Origin of the sequence: Mycobacterium sp. MFM001, assembly GCF_003402475.1 — a bacterium.
Taxonomy (GTDB): Bacteria; Actinomycetota; Actinomycetes; order Mycobacteriales; family Mycobacteriaceae; genus Mycobacterium.
Genome location: NZ_BFAB01000001.1, coordinates 149,983 through 163,846 on the forward strand (window position 1 = coordinate 149,983; position 13,864 = coordinate 163,846).

Here is a 13,864-nt window from a genome sequence, read left to right on the forward strand (position 1 = left end):
ACACCTCGCTCAGCGACGAAAACCGCGCCCAAATCAAGCGGAGGCGGCCAGGACCCGTTGGTCCTCGTCGGCGAAGGTGTCCTCCAGCTGGAGCGGCGAGTAGTCGAGGTCGATCTCCTCGACCGGCCGACCGCGGGCACTGCTGATCGTGCCGAACCGTCGCATGCCCTTGTCGCTGGCGTAGGCGAGGAATTCGTCGGTGGACAGGCCGAACGGGATGTCGGGCGCATACAGCGCAAAGCCTTCTTCGGTGAGCTTGAGCGCCAGCGGCATCAGCTCGTTCATCCGGGTTTCGAAGACCGTCCAGTTGGCGTCGTCGGCGGCGACGTGGCGCCGGCAGGTGAACGTGCCCCACGCCATGTGGCGCCGCTCGTCGTCGCCGATGTGCCGGACCAGCGCCTGCATTCCGGGCAGGATGCCGCGTTCCACGCAGATCTTGTGCCAGGCGTAGTAGCCGGTCAGCGCCAACATGCCCTCGACGATGTGGTTGTAGGTCACCGACGCCCGGACTTGAGCCGCCGGTGAGGGATCGTCGGACAGCGCGTCGAGCGACTGCGGAAGTTCCTCGTTGAACATTTGCCGATAGGCCGGCAGGTCGTCGAAGTAGCTGTGCAGATCGGCGCTGATCCCGACGGCGTCGAGCCACCGCCGAAAGACCGACACGTGTTTGGCTTCCTCGAAAGCGAACTGGGTCAGATACATCTCGTCGCCCAATCGGCCTTCGGCGCGCATGGCGTCCATGAAGGGCTGGATGTCCTTGGTGACCGCTTCCTCGCCGGCGATGAACTGGGTGCACAGCCGGGTGGCATAGTCGCGTTCACGGTCGGAGAGCTTCTCCCAGTCGGCGCGGTCCTTGGAGAAGTCGATGTCGGCCGGGTCCCAGAATTTCGCGTTGCCTCCTGCAAAGAGCTTGAGCGGCAAGCTATCCCAGTTGAGACCGCCGGCGGCCAGTGAACCGTAATGTGTCCGTGTCATACGTCGACCTCCTTGATCGTTGGCTGGCCGGCGAATGCGGCCGCCAGTACCGCGACCAGCCGGCGCACCGCCAGCGCCGGCTGCTCCGGTGTGGGCTCGTCGAGCCCGAGGATTGGATCCATCCCGCGCACGTAGGGCGCCAGAGCCAGATGCGGAAAGATCAACAGCAGCAACGACAGCAACGCGTCGGTGTCCGCATCGGAACGCAGGTCGCCGCGGACCTGCGCATCGCGCACCAGCGGCCTGAGCACTTCGAGGTAGTGCCGGTGGATGACGGTTCGCACGCTGACGCGGGCGTCGGTGTCGACTTCCAGGCTGGCCGCAGCATGCAGCGAACGTTCCCGGGGGTGGTCGGCGAAGTAAGCGACCCAGTCGTCGAGCAGGTCGGTGAGGAACTCGAAAAATGGTCTGCTCGGGTCGAGTTCGCGGATGCGGTCCTCCATGTAGGAGCGCACGCGCTGGCTGCCGACGTCGGCAATGAACGCGTAGAGGTCGCGCTTGTCCGCGAAGTATTGGAACAGGCTGCCCTTGGCGACGCCGGCGCGGCGCGCGATGACGTTCAGGCTGCCGCGGGAAAACCCGTGCGCGCCGAATTCAGCCTCGGCGGCTTCTATCACGGCTGCGCGCCGAGCCGGGTCGACGCGAGCCCACGTCACGGTCGGCATCGGTCCCTCCTAGCGGTCGATGACCACTGGTCATTCTAGTGTGACGCGGCTCACTCCTCAAGATGCGAAGATGCTCAGATGAACCGGCCGTTCGACGAGCTTGTGGCAGAGGCCGATTCGGTATCGGTCGCCGGCTGGGACTTCTCCTGGCTGGAGGGTCGGGCCACCGAAGAGCGCCCGTCGTGGGGATATCAGCGGTTGCTGCGTGAGCATCTGGCGGGGGTCTCGTCTGCGCTGGACATCTATACCGGCGGGGGTGAGGTTCTGGCCGGGGCCGGTCCTTTTCCACCGACGATGGCCGCCACGGAGCCGTGGCCGCCGAACATCGCTCTCGCCACTCAGCTACTGCATCCGCTGGGTGTGGTCGTGGTCGCCACAGGTGACGAGCCGCCACTTCCGTTCGCCGATGCGGCTTTCGATCTGGTGACCAGTCGGCATCCGTCGGCCGTGTGGTGGGACGAGATCGCCAGGGTATTAACGCCGGGCGGTACCTATTTCGCACAGCATGTCGGCGTCATCTACTTGCGCAAACTGATTGAGTACTTCATGGGGCCACAGCCTCAGTCGCGGATCCGCGGGCAATTGAACCCGGATAGCGTCGGCGACGAGGTCGCAGCAACCGGCCTGGACGTGGTTGACCTACGCCACGAGGAGATCCGGCTCGAGTTCTTTGATGTCGGGGCCGTGATCTATTTTCTGCGCAAGTTGAGTTGGGTCGTTCCGGACTTCACAGTCGCCAAGTACCACGACAAGCTACTCAGATTGCATCAGCGGATCGAAGCCGAGGGAGCTTTCGTCACCCACAGCTCACGAGTACTAATCGAGGCGCGCAAGAGGGGTCAGCGATGAGTCAGCCAGATCGACTACGCAGCGCGATCATCGGCGCCGGCATGGTCGGCTCGGTGCATGCTCACGCCGTGCATCGAGCTGGCGGAAAGCTCGTGGCGATCTGCGGCAGCACGCCGCAAAGCAGTCAGCGCTCCGCGCAGCGCCTCGGAGCGGAACGCGCAGCCACTGCAGAAGACATCTTCACCGCTGATGACGTCGACGTCGTGCACATCTGCACACCGAACCATCTGCACCTCGAGCAGGCCACCGCGGCCCTGGCGGCAGGAAAGCACGTCATCTGTGAAAAGCCTTTAGCCACAACAGTTGCCGACGCCGCCGCCCTCGTCGACGCCGCCGATGCCGCCCGCACCGTCGCGGCTGTGTCGTTCATTTACCGCTTTTACGCGATGGTGCGCGAGGCTCGTTGCCGGATCACCGATGCGGCTGTGTGGCTCATGCACGGCGGCTACATGCAAGACCACATGGCTAAAGCCGACCCGCAAGGCTGGCGATCCGATCCAACGCAAAGCGGTGTTTCGATGACCTTCGCCGACATCGGCTCGCACTGGTGTGACTTGATGGAATTCGTCACCGGCCATCGCATCAGCGCTGTGGTGGCAACGGAGGCCACTGCACCGAAAGGCGACGGTGCAGTGGTCGCTTTTCGCACCGACCGCGGCGCGATCGGCAGCGTGGTCGTCAGCCAGGCCTCACCCGGCCGAAAAAACCAGTTGTCCTTCTCTTTCGACAGTCGCGAAACAGCGGTGCAGTTCGACCAGGAACACCCCGACGAGCTGATCATCGGCGGGCTGCACGCCAACACGGTGTTATCGCGTGACGGGGATGCGCTCGATCCGCGCAGCGCGCGCTACTCCGTGCTGCCCGCGGGACATCCCCAGGGATACCAGGATTGCTTCAACTTGTTTGTCGCCGACGTGTACGAGGCCATCCAAACCGGCAGCGCGCCCGAGGGATTGCCCACGTTTGCAGATGGCTTGCGCGCAGCCAAGGTTCACGCCGCGGTGGCCGCCTCGGTGTCCAGCGGTGCATGGACCGACGTCGAATCACCGGGTGACCGGTGAGCGCTAAGCCGCTGCGGCTCGCCCTCATTGGGTTGGGCAACATGGGAATGGAGCACTTGGCGATCTTCGCTAGCCTGCACCCACAGGCCCAGATCACCGCACTGGCCGACAGCCATGTCCCGTTCGCCGAACGCGCCGCCGCTTCTGTGCCGACCGCAGCCGTTTTCCACGATCCCTTGGACTGCGTGAACAACGCCGACGTCGACGCGGTAGTGGTGGCGACCGCTGACGATACCCACCACAAGATCGTCGAAGCGTGCATCGCCCGCGGTCTGTTCGTGCTCTGCGAAAAACCGCTTACTACGTCGGCCGACCAGTCGCTGCAGTTGGTCAACGCCGAACGGGCCACTGGTCGCCGGCTGGTGCAGGTCGGTTATATGCGTCGCTACGACGCCACCTATCAGGATGTCCACCGCGCGCTGCAGTCCGGGCGCATCGGTGAACCCGTCCTGATCACTCAACGCCACCGTAATCCGCTGTCGCTCATCACCTTTGACGAACAGCAGCTCATCACGAGCTCTGCGTCCCACGACATCGACGTGTTCCGTTGGCTGTGCGGTGAGGACATCAGCGAGGTTTCCGCCATCGCCAAGACCAGCCGCGACGGATCAACCGTGTTCGTCGTCCTCACGCTGACCTCGGAGTCGGGTGTGCTCGGCATCATGGAGCTCGGCCGCGGACCGGGGCTGGAATACGACATCGGCTGCGACATCGTCGGCAGCTCCGGGGTACTCACCCTAGCCTCGCCCGCACCTGCCGCGCGGTCTGAGGCCTGGATGCAACGTTTCCACGAGGCGTATCGCGCACAAGATGCAGCGTGGTTGGCCGCGGTGGCCGGCGAGCGTTTCACCGGAGCCTCGAGCTACGACGGGTATGCCACCAACGTTGTCATCGATGCGGCGCTGGCTTCCCTGGCCAGTGGTCACCCATATTCGGTACGGCAGACGCGAAAGTCGGAAATCTGAAGTGACCGTGCCAGCACTGCGGCGCGGAAACCGACATCGCGGCCGAACCGGATGACGCTTCACCAACGCAATCTCGCCTATTTCAACCCGCGAGAGTCCTAGCATCACCCCCATGTCGCAACTGAATACTGCACGCGGACCGATCGATACTGCCGACCTCGGCGTCACGCTGATGCACGAGCACGTGTTCATCATGACCACCGAGATCGCGTTGAACTATCCCGAAGCCTGGGGCGACGAGGAGCAGCGGGTCGCCGACGCTGTCAACCGACTCAACGAACTGAAAGCCCGCGGCGTCGACACCATCGTCGACCTGACCGTGATCGGGCTGGGCCGCTACATCCCGCGCATCGCGCGCGTCGCTGCGGCCACCGATCTGAATATCGTTGTGGCAACCGGGCTTTACACCTACAATGACGTGCCGTTCCGGTTCCACTACGAGGGTCCGGGCGGACTGCTGGACGGCCCGGAGATCATGACCGAGATGTTCGTCCGCGACATCGAACAAGGCATCGCTGATACCGGTATCAAAGCGGGCATCCTCAAGTGTGCGACCGACGAGCCCGGCATCACCCCTGGCGTCGAGCGCGTGCTGCGGGCCGTCGCCCAGGCGCACAAACGCACCGGAGTGCCGATCTCCACCCACACCCACGCAGGCCTGCGCCGCGGGCTCGAGCAGCAACGCATCTTCGAATCCGAAGGCGTCGACCTCTCCCGGGTGGTGATCGGGCACTCGGGTGACAGCACCGATGTCGGCTACCTCGAGGAGCTCATCGCCGCGGGGTCGTATCTGGGGATGGACCGGTTCGGCATCGACGTGATCCTGCCCTTCGAGGAACGCGTCGGCATCGTGGCGACGATGTGCGAACGCGGGCACGCCGACAAGATGGTGCTGTCGCACGACGCCAACTGCTACTTCGACGCGCTGCCCGAAGACCTCGTGCCACAGATCGCACCCAATTGGCACTACCTGCACATCCACAACGACGTGATCCCGGCGCTGAAGGAACGCGGCGTCACCGACGAGCAACTGCACACCATGCTCGTCGACAACCCGCAGCGAATCTTCGAACGGCAGGGCGGCTATGAATGAGATCCCGCCGATCGGCACCCAGATCGCACAGCTGGCCGCCAAAGCCCCCGACGAACCCGCCGTCACCTGCGACGGCCAGACCATCACCCGCGCGGAGCTGGACCGCTCGACCAACCGCCTGGCCCGCGCCTACGCCGAACGAGGCGTGGGCGCAGGCGACTACGTGACGATCGTGCTGCCGAATTCGATCGAGTGGGTACAGGCCACCGTCGCCTGCTGGAAGCTGGGCGCGGTGCCCCAGCCGCTGTCCCCGCGGCTTCCGGCAGCCGAATTCGCGGGCATCCTCGAGCTACGGCCCCGAGCCCTACTTGTCGGCCGTGGACATCCTGGAATCCCCAGTGTGCCAGCAGGATTCACGCCAAATACCTCCGACGATCCGCTGCCCGAAGCGGTGTCGCCGTGCTGGAAGTCGATGGCCTCCGGCGGCAGCACCGGTCGCCCCAAATTGATCGAAGCTGGCGGCGACAACCGGATACCGCCCGAGATCGGCTACCCGTTGGGCGCGCAAGAGGGCGACGTCAACCTGATCTCGGTGCCGCTGACCCACAACACCGGCTTCACCACCGCGGTGGTCGGCCTGTTGATGCGCCACCACCTGGTGCTGATGCCCAGGTTCGAGCCGCACGAATTCCTGCGGCTGGTCACCGAACATCGCGTCACGTTCCTGACCACAGTGCCGACGATCATGCAGCGTCTGCTGCCGGTGTATCGCGCCGATCCGAGTGCCTACGACCTGTCATCGATCCGGCGGTTCTGGCATCTCGGAGCACCATGCCCGCCGGCCATCAAGCAGGCGTGGATCGATCTGCTCGGCCCGGAAAAGGTGTGGGAACTCTACGGCGGCACCGAACTTCAGGCTCTGACGTTCATCTCGGGCGACCAATGGCTGACCCATCGCGGCTCGGTAGGTGTCGTGGTCGCCGGCGAAATGAAAGTGCTCGACGACGATGGCCGGGAATGTCCGCCCGGCGTCGTCGGCGAGATCTACATGCGCCCCAGTCCCGGCACCGCGCCGACCTACCGCTACGTCGGCGTCACCGCCAAGAGCCGCGACGGCTGGGATTCGCTGGGCGATCTGGGCTACTTCGACGAAGACGGGTTTTTGTACCTATCGGATCGGCGCGTCGACATGTTCACCGTCGGCGGCCGCAACGTCTATCCCGCCGAAATCGAGAATGCGTTGTCGGCACATCCGGATGTTTTGTCTTGCTTGGTGGTTGGCGTGCCCGACGACGATCTGGGCCAAGTGCCCTACGCCCTGGTTCAAGCCGAGACTCTGGATGAGCAAGCGGTGCAAGCATTTCTGGCCGAACGCATTGCCGCATACAAGGTGCCACGCCACGTCGAGTTCGTCGACACCCCGCTGCGCGACGACGCCGGCAAGGCGAGGCGTTCCGCGGTGCGCGCCGAAGTCATGGCGCGATTGCGTCCTCTTGGCGCCGGCTGACCGCCTCACGCCGGCGGATCTCCCACTGCCGCAACGCTTCCCGGCAGGGTGACTCGACCAGCGCGTAGCTCACGGCGGCGATCGCGATGGCGAAGATCAGAGTCAACACCAACACCTCGGGCATGTGGCCGCGGAACGAGAACTCGCCGATCACCGGGAACACCATGGTCAGCGCCGCCAGGTGCCAGATGAAAATGCCATAGGACCAGCGGCCCAGCGTCACCATCGGCGCGCTGCCCAACAGCCGGTGCGGGGTGTCGGGCCGGTCCAGGACCAGCGGCGCCACTAGCGCGGCCGCCAGCAGTGAACCCATCGCGGTCTTCACCGCGAACTGCGCGGCGGTGCTGGGCGTCAACCCCGCCGGACCCGCCAACGGCGAGGCGGCCACCAGATAGGCGCCGGCGGCGACGACGGCCATCAGCAGCCGGCGCCGCGCCAGCCGATGCGGTAAGCCGATCGGGCTGTGCACCCACTCCGCGAGCAGCATGCCGGCGGCGAACCAGGAGAAAAACGCCGGCGGCCAGTTCAGCGGGTTGAGCCCGGACGCCGCGTGGAAGGGAATCCAGCCCCACAGCCAGCTGGCGATCCCCAGCCCGGCGATCACCGGCACCCGGAAGCGCACCGGTAACCGGGCGGCCAGTAGCGCGAGGATCGGCAGCGCCATATAGAAGGTGACCTCAACCGACAGGCTCCACATTTGGGTCAGTCCGGCGGTCAGCGTCAGCGGCACGTAGACCTGCGTCAGCGTCAGGTTCGCCAGCCAGACGGTCAGGCTGGCGTGCTCGGCGTCGGGCAGCAGGGTCAGGATCACCACGACGGCCACCACATACGCCGGCATGATGCGCACCACCCGCGAGCGCAGATAGTGACCGGTCGACGGGCTGGGTCCCAGCCCGCGGGCCGCCGCGGCGTGCCCGCGCCACAGCAGGAAGCCCGACAACGCGAAGAACACCGCGACCGCCAAGTCGAAGCGGCCGAACAGCCGGCCGTCGACCCCGCTGGAATGCCCGGTCTGGAACGCGACGTGGGTGATGACGACGCCAATGGCCGCGCACGCGCGCATACCCTCGACGGCGGGCAGGAAGCTGCGGGTCCCGCCCACCTGCTGGCCATCGCTCATGGGAGACAGTGTGCCTGCGATGCAACGCAGGACTAAGCCGGCACCTTAAATTTTGCTGTTAGGGTCAAACGAGTTTTGGCTTTGCTCCAGGTCGGCCGGTCTTGGACCAGAAGGAGGACGCGGGTGAACCGAGCAGTCATGTTGCGGATCGCCGCATGCGGAATCATGGGGCTCGGGGCCGCCCTGCTGATCGCCGCGCTGCTGCTCTGGACGTATACCGCCAGCAGAATCACCAAGATTCCGCTGAACCTGGACACCACGCTGATCAGCGACGGCAGCGGAACCGCCCTGGACCCCGCGTCTCTGTCCGGCGACCACTTCGTCGTCGACAAGAACGTGCCGCTGGTTTCCCAGCAGCAGATCAGCGTCGAGTCGCCCGCCAACGCCGACGTCGTCACCTTCCAGGTGGGCACGTCGGTTCGGCGCACCGACAAGCAGAAGGACACCGGCCTGCTGCTGGCACTGGTCGACACCGTCACCATCAACCGCAAGACGGCGATGGCGGTATCCGACGAGACCCATCCCGGCGGCGCCGTACAAAAGCCGCGCACCATCAACGACGACAACCCGCCGACGAACATCGCGCTGCCGCACGACGGGCTGTCCTACCGGTTCCCGTTCCACACCGAAAAGCAGACGTACTCCTACTTCGACCCGATTGCGCAGAAGGCGTTCGACGCCAACTACAGCGCCGAAGAAGACGTCAACGGCCTGACCACCTACAAGTTCACCCAGAACGTCGGGTATGACGACGACGGCAAGCTGGTCGACCCGGTGAAATACCCGTCGCTCTACGCCAACGACGAGGACAGCAAGGCCACGGCGACGGCCGCGATGTGGGACGTCCCCAGCGACAACCCGGACGAGAAGATCACCATGACCCGCTACTACGCGGCGCAGAAGACCTTCTGGGTGGACCCCGAGTCGGGCACCATCGTCAAGGAAGAAGTGCACGCCAACCACTACTTCGCCCGCGACCCGCTGAAGCCCGAGGTGGCGCTGGCCGACTACAAGGTCACCACCAACGAAGAGACGATCGAGGCGCAGGTCAACGCGGCCCGCAACGAGCGCGACCGCCTGGCGCTGTGGTCGCGGGTGCTGCCGATCACCTTCACCGCCGCCGGCTTGATCGCACTGATCGGCGGGGTGCTGCTCGGTACATTCAGCTTGCGGACCGAGGCGGCGCTGCTCGACCCGGGCCTGGACACCGCCGACCATGGCTTCTTCGGCCGCGGCGGACCGCCGGCCGAGCCGGTGCCCGGGGCCGAGGCCGAGACCGAGAAGCTGCCCACACCGCCGTCCGACCTCCATCGAGATGCCGGTCCGCCGCCACCGGCCCCGCCCGAGTCCGGTCCGCCCGACCGGACCTAGCCGCCCAGGGTGACCGGGATCGGCCGCTGGGTTGTGCAGTGGTCCCGTCCCGGGTACGCGCTGGTGCTGGCGCTGCTGGTGACCGGGCCGCTGCTGAGGCCGGGTTATCTGCTGTTGCGCGACGCGGTGTCCACGCCGCGGTCCTATCTGTCCGACAGTGCGCTGGGTCTCTCCGAATCGGCGCCGCGGGCGACGCCGCAGGATTTCGCGGTGGCTTTGGCTTCCCATGTCGTCGATGGCGGCGTGGTGGTCAAGGCGCTGCTCATTGCGGGCCTGTGGCTGGCGGGTTGGGGGGCGGCCCGCTTGGTTGTTGCCGTGCTGCCCGACGCTGGGGCAAGCGGCCAGTTCGTCGCGACCACGTTGGCGATCTGGAATCCCTATGTCGGTGAACGACTGCTGCAAGGGCACTGGAGTCTGCTGGTGGGCTACGGCTGCCTTCCCTGGGTGGCGACGACGATGCTCACGCTGCGGTCGGCAGGCGGGTGGCCGCGGTTCTTCGGGCTGGCGTTCTGGATCGCGCTGGCCGGGCTGACGCCGACCGGGCTCATGCTGGCTGCGACGGTGGCGCTGGTCTGTGTGGTGGCGCCTGGACTTGGCCACCCGCGCTGGCTGTGTGCTTTGGCGACGCTGGCGGGCGCGGTGGTGGCGGCGTCGCCGTGGTTGACGGCGACGGTGCTTGGCTCGTCCTTGCCGGCGGAGCAAGGTGCCGCGATTACGGCGTTTGCGGCGCGCGCCGAGCCGGGTCTGGGCACTCTGGGCAGCCTGGCCAGTCTGGGCGGCATCTGGAACGGTGAGGCGGTACCACCAACTCGCGCAACACTTTTCGCTCTGGTTTCGGCGGTTGTGTTGCTCGGTGTGGTCGTGTGTGGACTGCCGGTCGTGCTGCGGCGTCCGGCGGCGGTTCCGCTCCTGGTGCTGGCGGCGGTGTCGGTGCTGGTGCCTTCGGTGTTGGCCACCGGTCCGGGCCTGGCGGTGCTGCGGGCCGTCGTCGACGCCGCGTCGGGCCTTGGTGTGCTGCGCGACGGGCAGAAGTGGGTGGCGCTGGCGATGCCCGGCTACGCGCTGGCGGGCGGAGGTGCGGTCCTGACGCTGCGCCGTTGGGTGTACCCCGCGGTGACAGCGCTAACCTGTTGTGCCGCATTGGTATTGACGCTGCCCGACCTGGCCTGGGGTATCTGGGGCAAGGTGGAGCCGGTGCACTACCCGCCCGGCTGGGCCGCGGTCGCGGCGGCGATCAACGACCACCCCGGAGCGGTGGCGGTGTTACCGGCCGGCAGCATGCGCCGATTCTCGTGGTCGGGCCCGGCGCCCGTGCTGGATCCGCTGCCCCGCTGGGTGCGCGCCGATGTGCTGACCACCGGCGACCTCACCATTTCCGGGGTGACCGTTCCCGGCGAGGGCAGCCGGGCCCGCGCGGTGCAACAGCTGCTGTTAACGGGCGCGGATCCCGGTGAGCTGGCCCGCGCCGGTGTGGCGTGGCTGGTCGTCGAACGGGACACGCCTGGCGAGATGGGCGCTGCGGCACGGACTTTCGATCGACTGCCGCCGGTCTATCGCGGGGTCGACCTGGAGCTGTATCGACTCGGCGGCGACAGTGTCGGCGCGCCAGCAGGTCGGCTGGCCGTCCTTGTCGCACATTTCGTGTGGCTGGCGATGCTCCTTGGCGGGGGCGTTGGCTACGCCGTCACCAGGCTGTTCATAGCCAGGGGTGTCCCGAAGTAACCGACCTGGGGATCGACAACGACCGTCTTGGCTTCGCCTTGCCGGGCAAGCACCTCGCGAGCCATCTGTTCGAACGAGATCTTCTCAGGCCCGCCGATATTCTCGATGCCATCCAACGGTTCACCTTTGGCCACCCGGGCGACCTCAGCCGCGAGGTCCTCCGCGGCGATCGGCTGGATCAGCGCGTCCGGTACGCGCACTTCGTCACCAACCGTCATCGACGCCGTAATCGCGTCGGTGAACTCCACGAACTGCGTGGCACGCACGATCGAGTAGGGCACCCCCGACTCTTCGATGAGCTTCTCCTGGGCGACCTTCGCCCGCAGGTATCCGCTGTCGGGCAGCTGGTCGCAGCCAACGATCGACACCACGACGCAGTGCCCAATGCCCGCGGTCTTCGCGGCGGCCAAGAGATTGGCGGTCGATTTCGTGAAGAACTCCATCACCGCGTCGTCTTCGAACGAAGGGGAATTGGACACGTCGACAACCACGTCGGCACCCGACAGTGCGTCGGCGAGGCCTTTGCCGGTCAGGGTGTTGACGCCGGTCCGGGGCGACGCCGCCACGGCGTCGTCGCCGGAAGCGCGCAGTTTGTCAACCACTTTCGATCCGAGGATCCCTGTGCCACCAATCACGACGATCTTCATGGGCTTCCTTTCAGCCGCCACCCAAGTTAACGCAAGGATTGCACCATGAGCTTGTCAAAAGACGAAGTGCGCAAGGTCGTCGCAACCTATCTGCGCGCGTGGAGTGCCCAAGACCCCGACCTGATCACCACTATTTTCACGCCCGCGGCCACCTACCACGAACGCGTGCTCGAGGAGCCGATCCGCGGCGAGGCCGCGATCCGCCACTACTGGCAAACCAAAGTTGTTGAGGGACAGGCGAATATCGAGGTCGAGCTGCTCAACCTCTACCTCGACGGCACCACGGCCATTGCCGAGTGGGAAGCCCGGTTCGACGATCTCGTCCAAGGCCACCGCAAGCTGATGCGCGAGGTCGCCATCCTGGAATTCGACGGCGATCGGATCGGCGGCCTGCGCGAATACTGGGCGTCGCAACGAGTTGGTTAACTACTGTCGTCGGTGCCCCAGCTGCTCGGCATCATCGGCATGGTCGGCCCGCCGGTCTCATCGTCGGCCAGCGTGGTCAGGCCCGCCGCTTGTCCGGCAGCGGCCTTCTGCGCGGTACCGGCGAAGCCCAGCGTTCCCGCGCCCTGGTCCGAGGCCGCCACGTCGGGCTCCAGATCCATGTACTCGTAACCCCGGCCGAGCTGTGTCACTTTGGTTCGGCGTCGACGCTGGCGCGCCTCTTGCTGGGCTGCCGCCGCGGCCGCAGCGGCGGCCGAGTCGGGTTCTGACACCTTCATTTTGGCTCCGGCGCGCACACTCATCGGCGCGCCGAACCCGGTGCCGGGCGGGCCTACCACGTACGGGTAGGCGAAACCCGCCCCGCCGGGCGGGGGCGGTGCCGGCGGGGCGGTGGTCGCTACGGTGCTCGCCGCGGGCGCGGTCGCGGGTGCCGGGGCCGCAGCCGGGGCGGCGGCGGCCGTGGGCGCGGGTGCGGGCGCCGTTCCGGCGACGGGCTGGATGTCGGCGGGCGTCGGGGCGGGCACGACGGCGGGCACGTCGGGCGTCGAGACGGGAGCGGATTGCGACAGGCCAGCCAGCCCGGCCAGGCCGGCTGCGCCTGCCAGCGGGATGGCGGGCGCGACCAAACCGAACGAGAGCTCCGAGAGTTGCGTCAACTGAGGGGCGAACGTGAGATACACCTCGCCTCCCCAGCGGGGAATCCAATACGTGAAAATCTGATAGAGCACTTGGGCGTTCGTCGGATTCGGGTTCGTCAGCTCATTCCAAATAGCGCTGCCGATTTTGTCCAGGCGCTCAGTCCACCAACTCGGATCGGTGGGACCCGGCCCCTCGTCCTGGCTTCCGCCGGAGTTGTTGTTGCTGTTGGATTTCTGGATTTCCGGGGCAGGGTCAGTTTGCGGCGTCGACGCCACCGCGGTGCTGGTCACCGCTTGATACGTCGTCATCGTGGTGGCCGCTTGCACCCACATCCGCGCATAGTCGGCCTCGTTGACCGCGATCGGGATCGTGTTGATCCCAAAGAAATTCGTCGCCACCAACACCGCGTGCATGGCGTGGTTGGCGGCCAGCTCGCCCAGGGTCGGCATGGCCGCCAACGCGGCGGTGTACGCCGCCGCCACGGTCTCCTGCGCAGTGGCCGTCGCCGCGCTGTTCGCGCTGGTCTGCATCAGCCAGGCCAGATACGGAACATGCGCAGCCACATACGATTCGGCGCTGGGGCCCTGCCAGGCCCCCGTCTGCACCGCCGCCAGCAGCGAGCTGAGTTCTTCAGCCGCCGACTCGTATTCGACGCTCAACGAGTTCCACACGCCAGCGGCCGCCAGCAACGCCTCCGGTCCCGGACCGCTGCTCAGCAACGCCGAATGCACCTCCGGCGGCGAAGCCATCCAGATCGGCGCAGTCATCGTCGAACACCCACGGGCATCCCTCCCGGGGTAATTCTTCCGCGAACGGGGTGCCTGCGCAATAAAGAATTGCGGTCGATTCAGGTGGTTTAGTCCGCC

Annotated in this window: 12 protein-coding genes and 1 pseudogene; 8 read left to right on the forward strand and 5 right to left on the reverse strand. The window is 66.3% G+C overall.

The features are described from left to right. Positions 1-33: 33 nt before the first annotated feature. Positions 34-975 carry a R2-like ligand-binding oxidase gene (locus tag MFM001_RS00705; RefSeq protein ID WP_116372573.1) on the reverse strand — a complete coding sequence of 314 codons (942 nt, stop codon included), beginning with the start codon at positions 973-975 and terminating at the stop codon, positions 34-36. Beyond that, on the reverse strand, positions 972-1,640 hold the full coding sequence (locus MFM001_RS00710; protein ID WP_116372575.1) for a TetR/AcrR family transcriptional regulator: 669 nt from the start codon (positions 1,638-1,640) through the stop codon (positions 972-974). The genes MFM001_RS00705 and MFM001_RS00710 overlap by 4 nt, the downstream gene beginning before the upstream one ends. Before the next feature lie 78 nt (positions 1,641-1,718). On the opposite strand from MFM001_RS00710, the gene MFM001_RS00715 reads away from it, so the two are divergent. The 5 genes from MFM001_RS00715 to MFM001_RS00735 all read left to right on the forward strand — a co-directional run bounded on the left by MFM001_RS00715 (position 1,719) and on the right by MFM001_RS00735 (position 7,055). After that, positions 1,719-2,489 carry a class I SAM-dependent methyltransferase gene (locus MFM001_RS00715; RefSeq protein ID WP_116372577.1) on the forward strand — a complete coding sequence of 257 codons (771 nt, stop codon included), beginning with the start codon at positions 1,719-1,721 and terminating at the stop codon, positions 2,487-2,489. Further along, complete coding sequence (locus MFM001_RS00720; protein WP_116372579.1) at positions 2,486-3,550, forward strand: Gfo/Idh/MocA family protein; 1,065 nt, start codon at positions 2,486-2,488, stop codon at positions 3,548-3,550. Before MFM001_RS00715 ends, MFM001_RS00720 begins: the two co-directional genes overlap by 4 nt. After that, entirely contained in the window at positions 3,547-4,515 is a 969-nt protein-coding gene (locus MFM001_RS00725) for a Gfo/Idh/MocA family protein (RefSeq protein ID WP_116372581.1), read from the forward strand. Before MFM001_RS00720 ends, MFM001_RS00725 begins: the two co-directional genes overlap by 4 nt. A 112-nt stretch (positions 4,516-4,627) precedes the next feature. Next, positions 4,628-5,608 carry a phosphotriesterase-related protein gene (locus MFM001_RS00730; protein ID WP_116372583.1) on the forward strand — a complete coding sequence of 327 codons (981 nt, stop codon included), beginning with the start codon at positions 4,628-4,630 and terminating at the stop codon, positions 5,606-5,608. Beyond that, a complete protein-coding gene (locus MFM001_RS00735) occupies positions 5,601-7,055 on the forward strand; it encodes an AMP-binding protein (RefSeq protein WP_116372585.1) in 1,455 nt (484 codons plus the stop codon). The genes MFM001_RS00730 and MFM001_RS00735 overlap by 8 nt, the downstream gene beginning before the upstream one ends. Here MFM001_RS00735 and MFM001_RS00740 read toward each other — a convergent pair. Further along, positions 7,021-8,200: pseudogene (locus MFM001_RS00740) on the reverse strand (acyltransferase family protein). The gene MFM001_RS00735 and the pseudogene MFM001_RS00740 sit on opposite strands and share 35 nt — an antisense overlap. A gap of 98 nt (positions 8,201-8,298) precedes the next feature. Between MFM001_RS00740 and MFM001_RS00745 the strand changes: the two are divergent. Both MFM001_RS00745 and MFM001_RS00750 read left to right on the forward strand, forming a co-directional pair. Then, the gene (locus MFM001_RS00745) at positions 8,299-9,546 is read left to right on the forward strand and encodes a DUF3068 domain-containing protein (protein WP_160117981.1); all 1,248 of its coding nucleotides are present in this window, start codon (positions 8,299-8,301) and stop codon (positions 9,544-9,546) included. Between the two features lie 33 nt (positions 9,547-9,579). Further along, on the forward strand, positions 9,580-11,268 hold the full coding sequence (locus MFM001_RS00750; protein WP_116373519.1) for a hypothetical protein: 1,689 nt from the start codon (positions 9,580-9,582) through the stop codon (positions 11,266-11,268). Here MFM001_RS00750 and MFM001_RS00755 read toward each other — a convergent pair. Beyond that, positions 11,223-11,915, reverse strand: a complete 693-nt coding sequence (locus MFM001_RS00755; RefSeq protein ID WP_116372589.1) for an SDR family oxidoreductase — start codon at positions 11,913-11,915, stop codon at positions 11,223-11,225. The two genes, MFM001_RS00750 and MFM001_RS00755, sit on opposite strands and share 46 nt — an antisense overlap. A 45-nt stretch (positions 11,916-11,960) precedes the next feature. Here MFM001_RS00755 and MFM001_RS00760 point away from each other — a divergent pair, with 45 nt between their 5' ends. Then, positions 11,961-12,341 carry a nuclear transport factor 2 family protein gene (locus MFM001_RS00760; RefSeq protein ID WP_116372591.1) on the forward strand — a complete coding sequence of 127 codons (381 nt, stop codon included), beginning with the start codon at positions 11,961-11,963 and terminating at the stop codon, positions 12,339-12,341. Here the strand turns inward: MFM001_RS00760 and MFM001_RS00765 are convergent. Further along, positions 12,338-13,765 carry a PPE family protein gene (locus tag MFM001_RS00765; protein ID WP_116372593.1) on the reverse strand — a complete coding sequence of 476 codons (1,428 nt, stop codon included), beginning with the start codon at positions 13,763-13,765 and terminating at the stop codon, positions 12,338-12,340. The two genes, MFM001_RS00760 and MFM001_RS00765, sit on opposite strands and share 4 nt — an antisense overlap. Positions 13,766-13,864 lie beyond the last annotated feature (99 nt).

Bases quoted from the DNA above. Each gene is read 5' to 3' on its own strand.
- MFM001_RS00705 (WP_116372573.1), bottom strand. From the start codon at position 975: ATGACACGGACACATTACGGTTCACTGGCCGCCGGCGGTCTCAACTGG.
- MFM001_RS00710 (WP_116372575.1), bottom strand. From the start codon at position 1,640: ATGCCGACCGTGACGTGGGCTCGCGTCGACCCGGCTCGGCGCGCAGCC.
- MFM001_RS00715 (WP_116372577.1), top strand. From the start codon at position 1,719: ATGAACCGGCCGTTCGACGAGCTTGTGGCAGAGGCCGATTCGGTATCG.
- MFM001_RS00720 (WP_116372579.1), top strand. From the start codon at position 2,486: ATGAGTCAGCCAGATCGACTACGCAGCGCGATCATCGGCGCCGGCATG.
- MFM001_RS00730 (WP_116372583.1), top strand. From the start codon at position 4,628: ATGTCGCAACTGAATACTGCACGCGGACCGATCGATACTGCCGACCTC.
- MFM001_RS00735 (WP_116372585.1), top strand. From the start codon at position 5,601: ATGAATGAGATCCCGCCGATCGGCACCCAGATCGCACAGCTGGCCGCC.
- MFM001_RS00755 (WP_116372589.1), bottom strand. From the start codon at position 11,915: ATGAAGATCGTCGTGATTGGTGGCACAGGGATCCTCGGATCGAAAGTG.
- MFM001_RS00760 (WP_116372591.1), top strand. From the start codon at position 11,961: ATGAGCTTGTCAAAAGACGAAGTGCGCAAGGTCGTCGCAACCTATCTG.
- MFM001_RS00765 (WP_116372593.1), bottom strand. From the start codon at position 13,765: ATGACTGCGCCGATCTGGATGGCTTCGCCGCCGGAGGTGCATTCGGCG.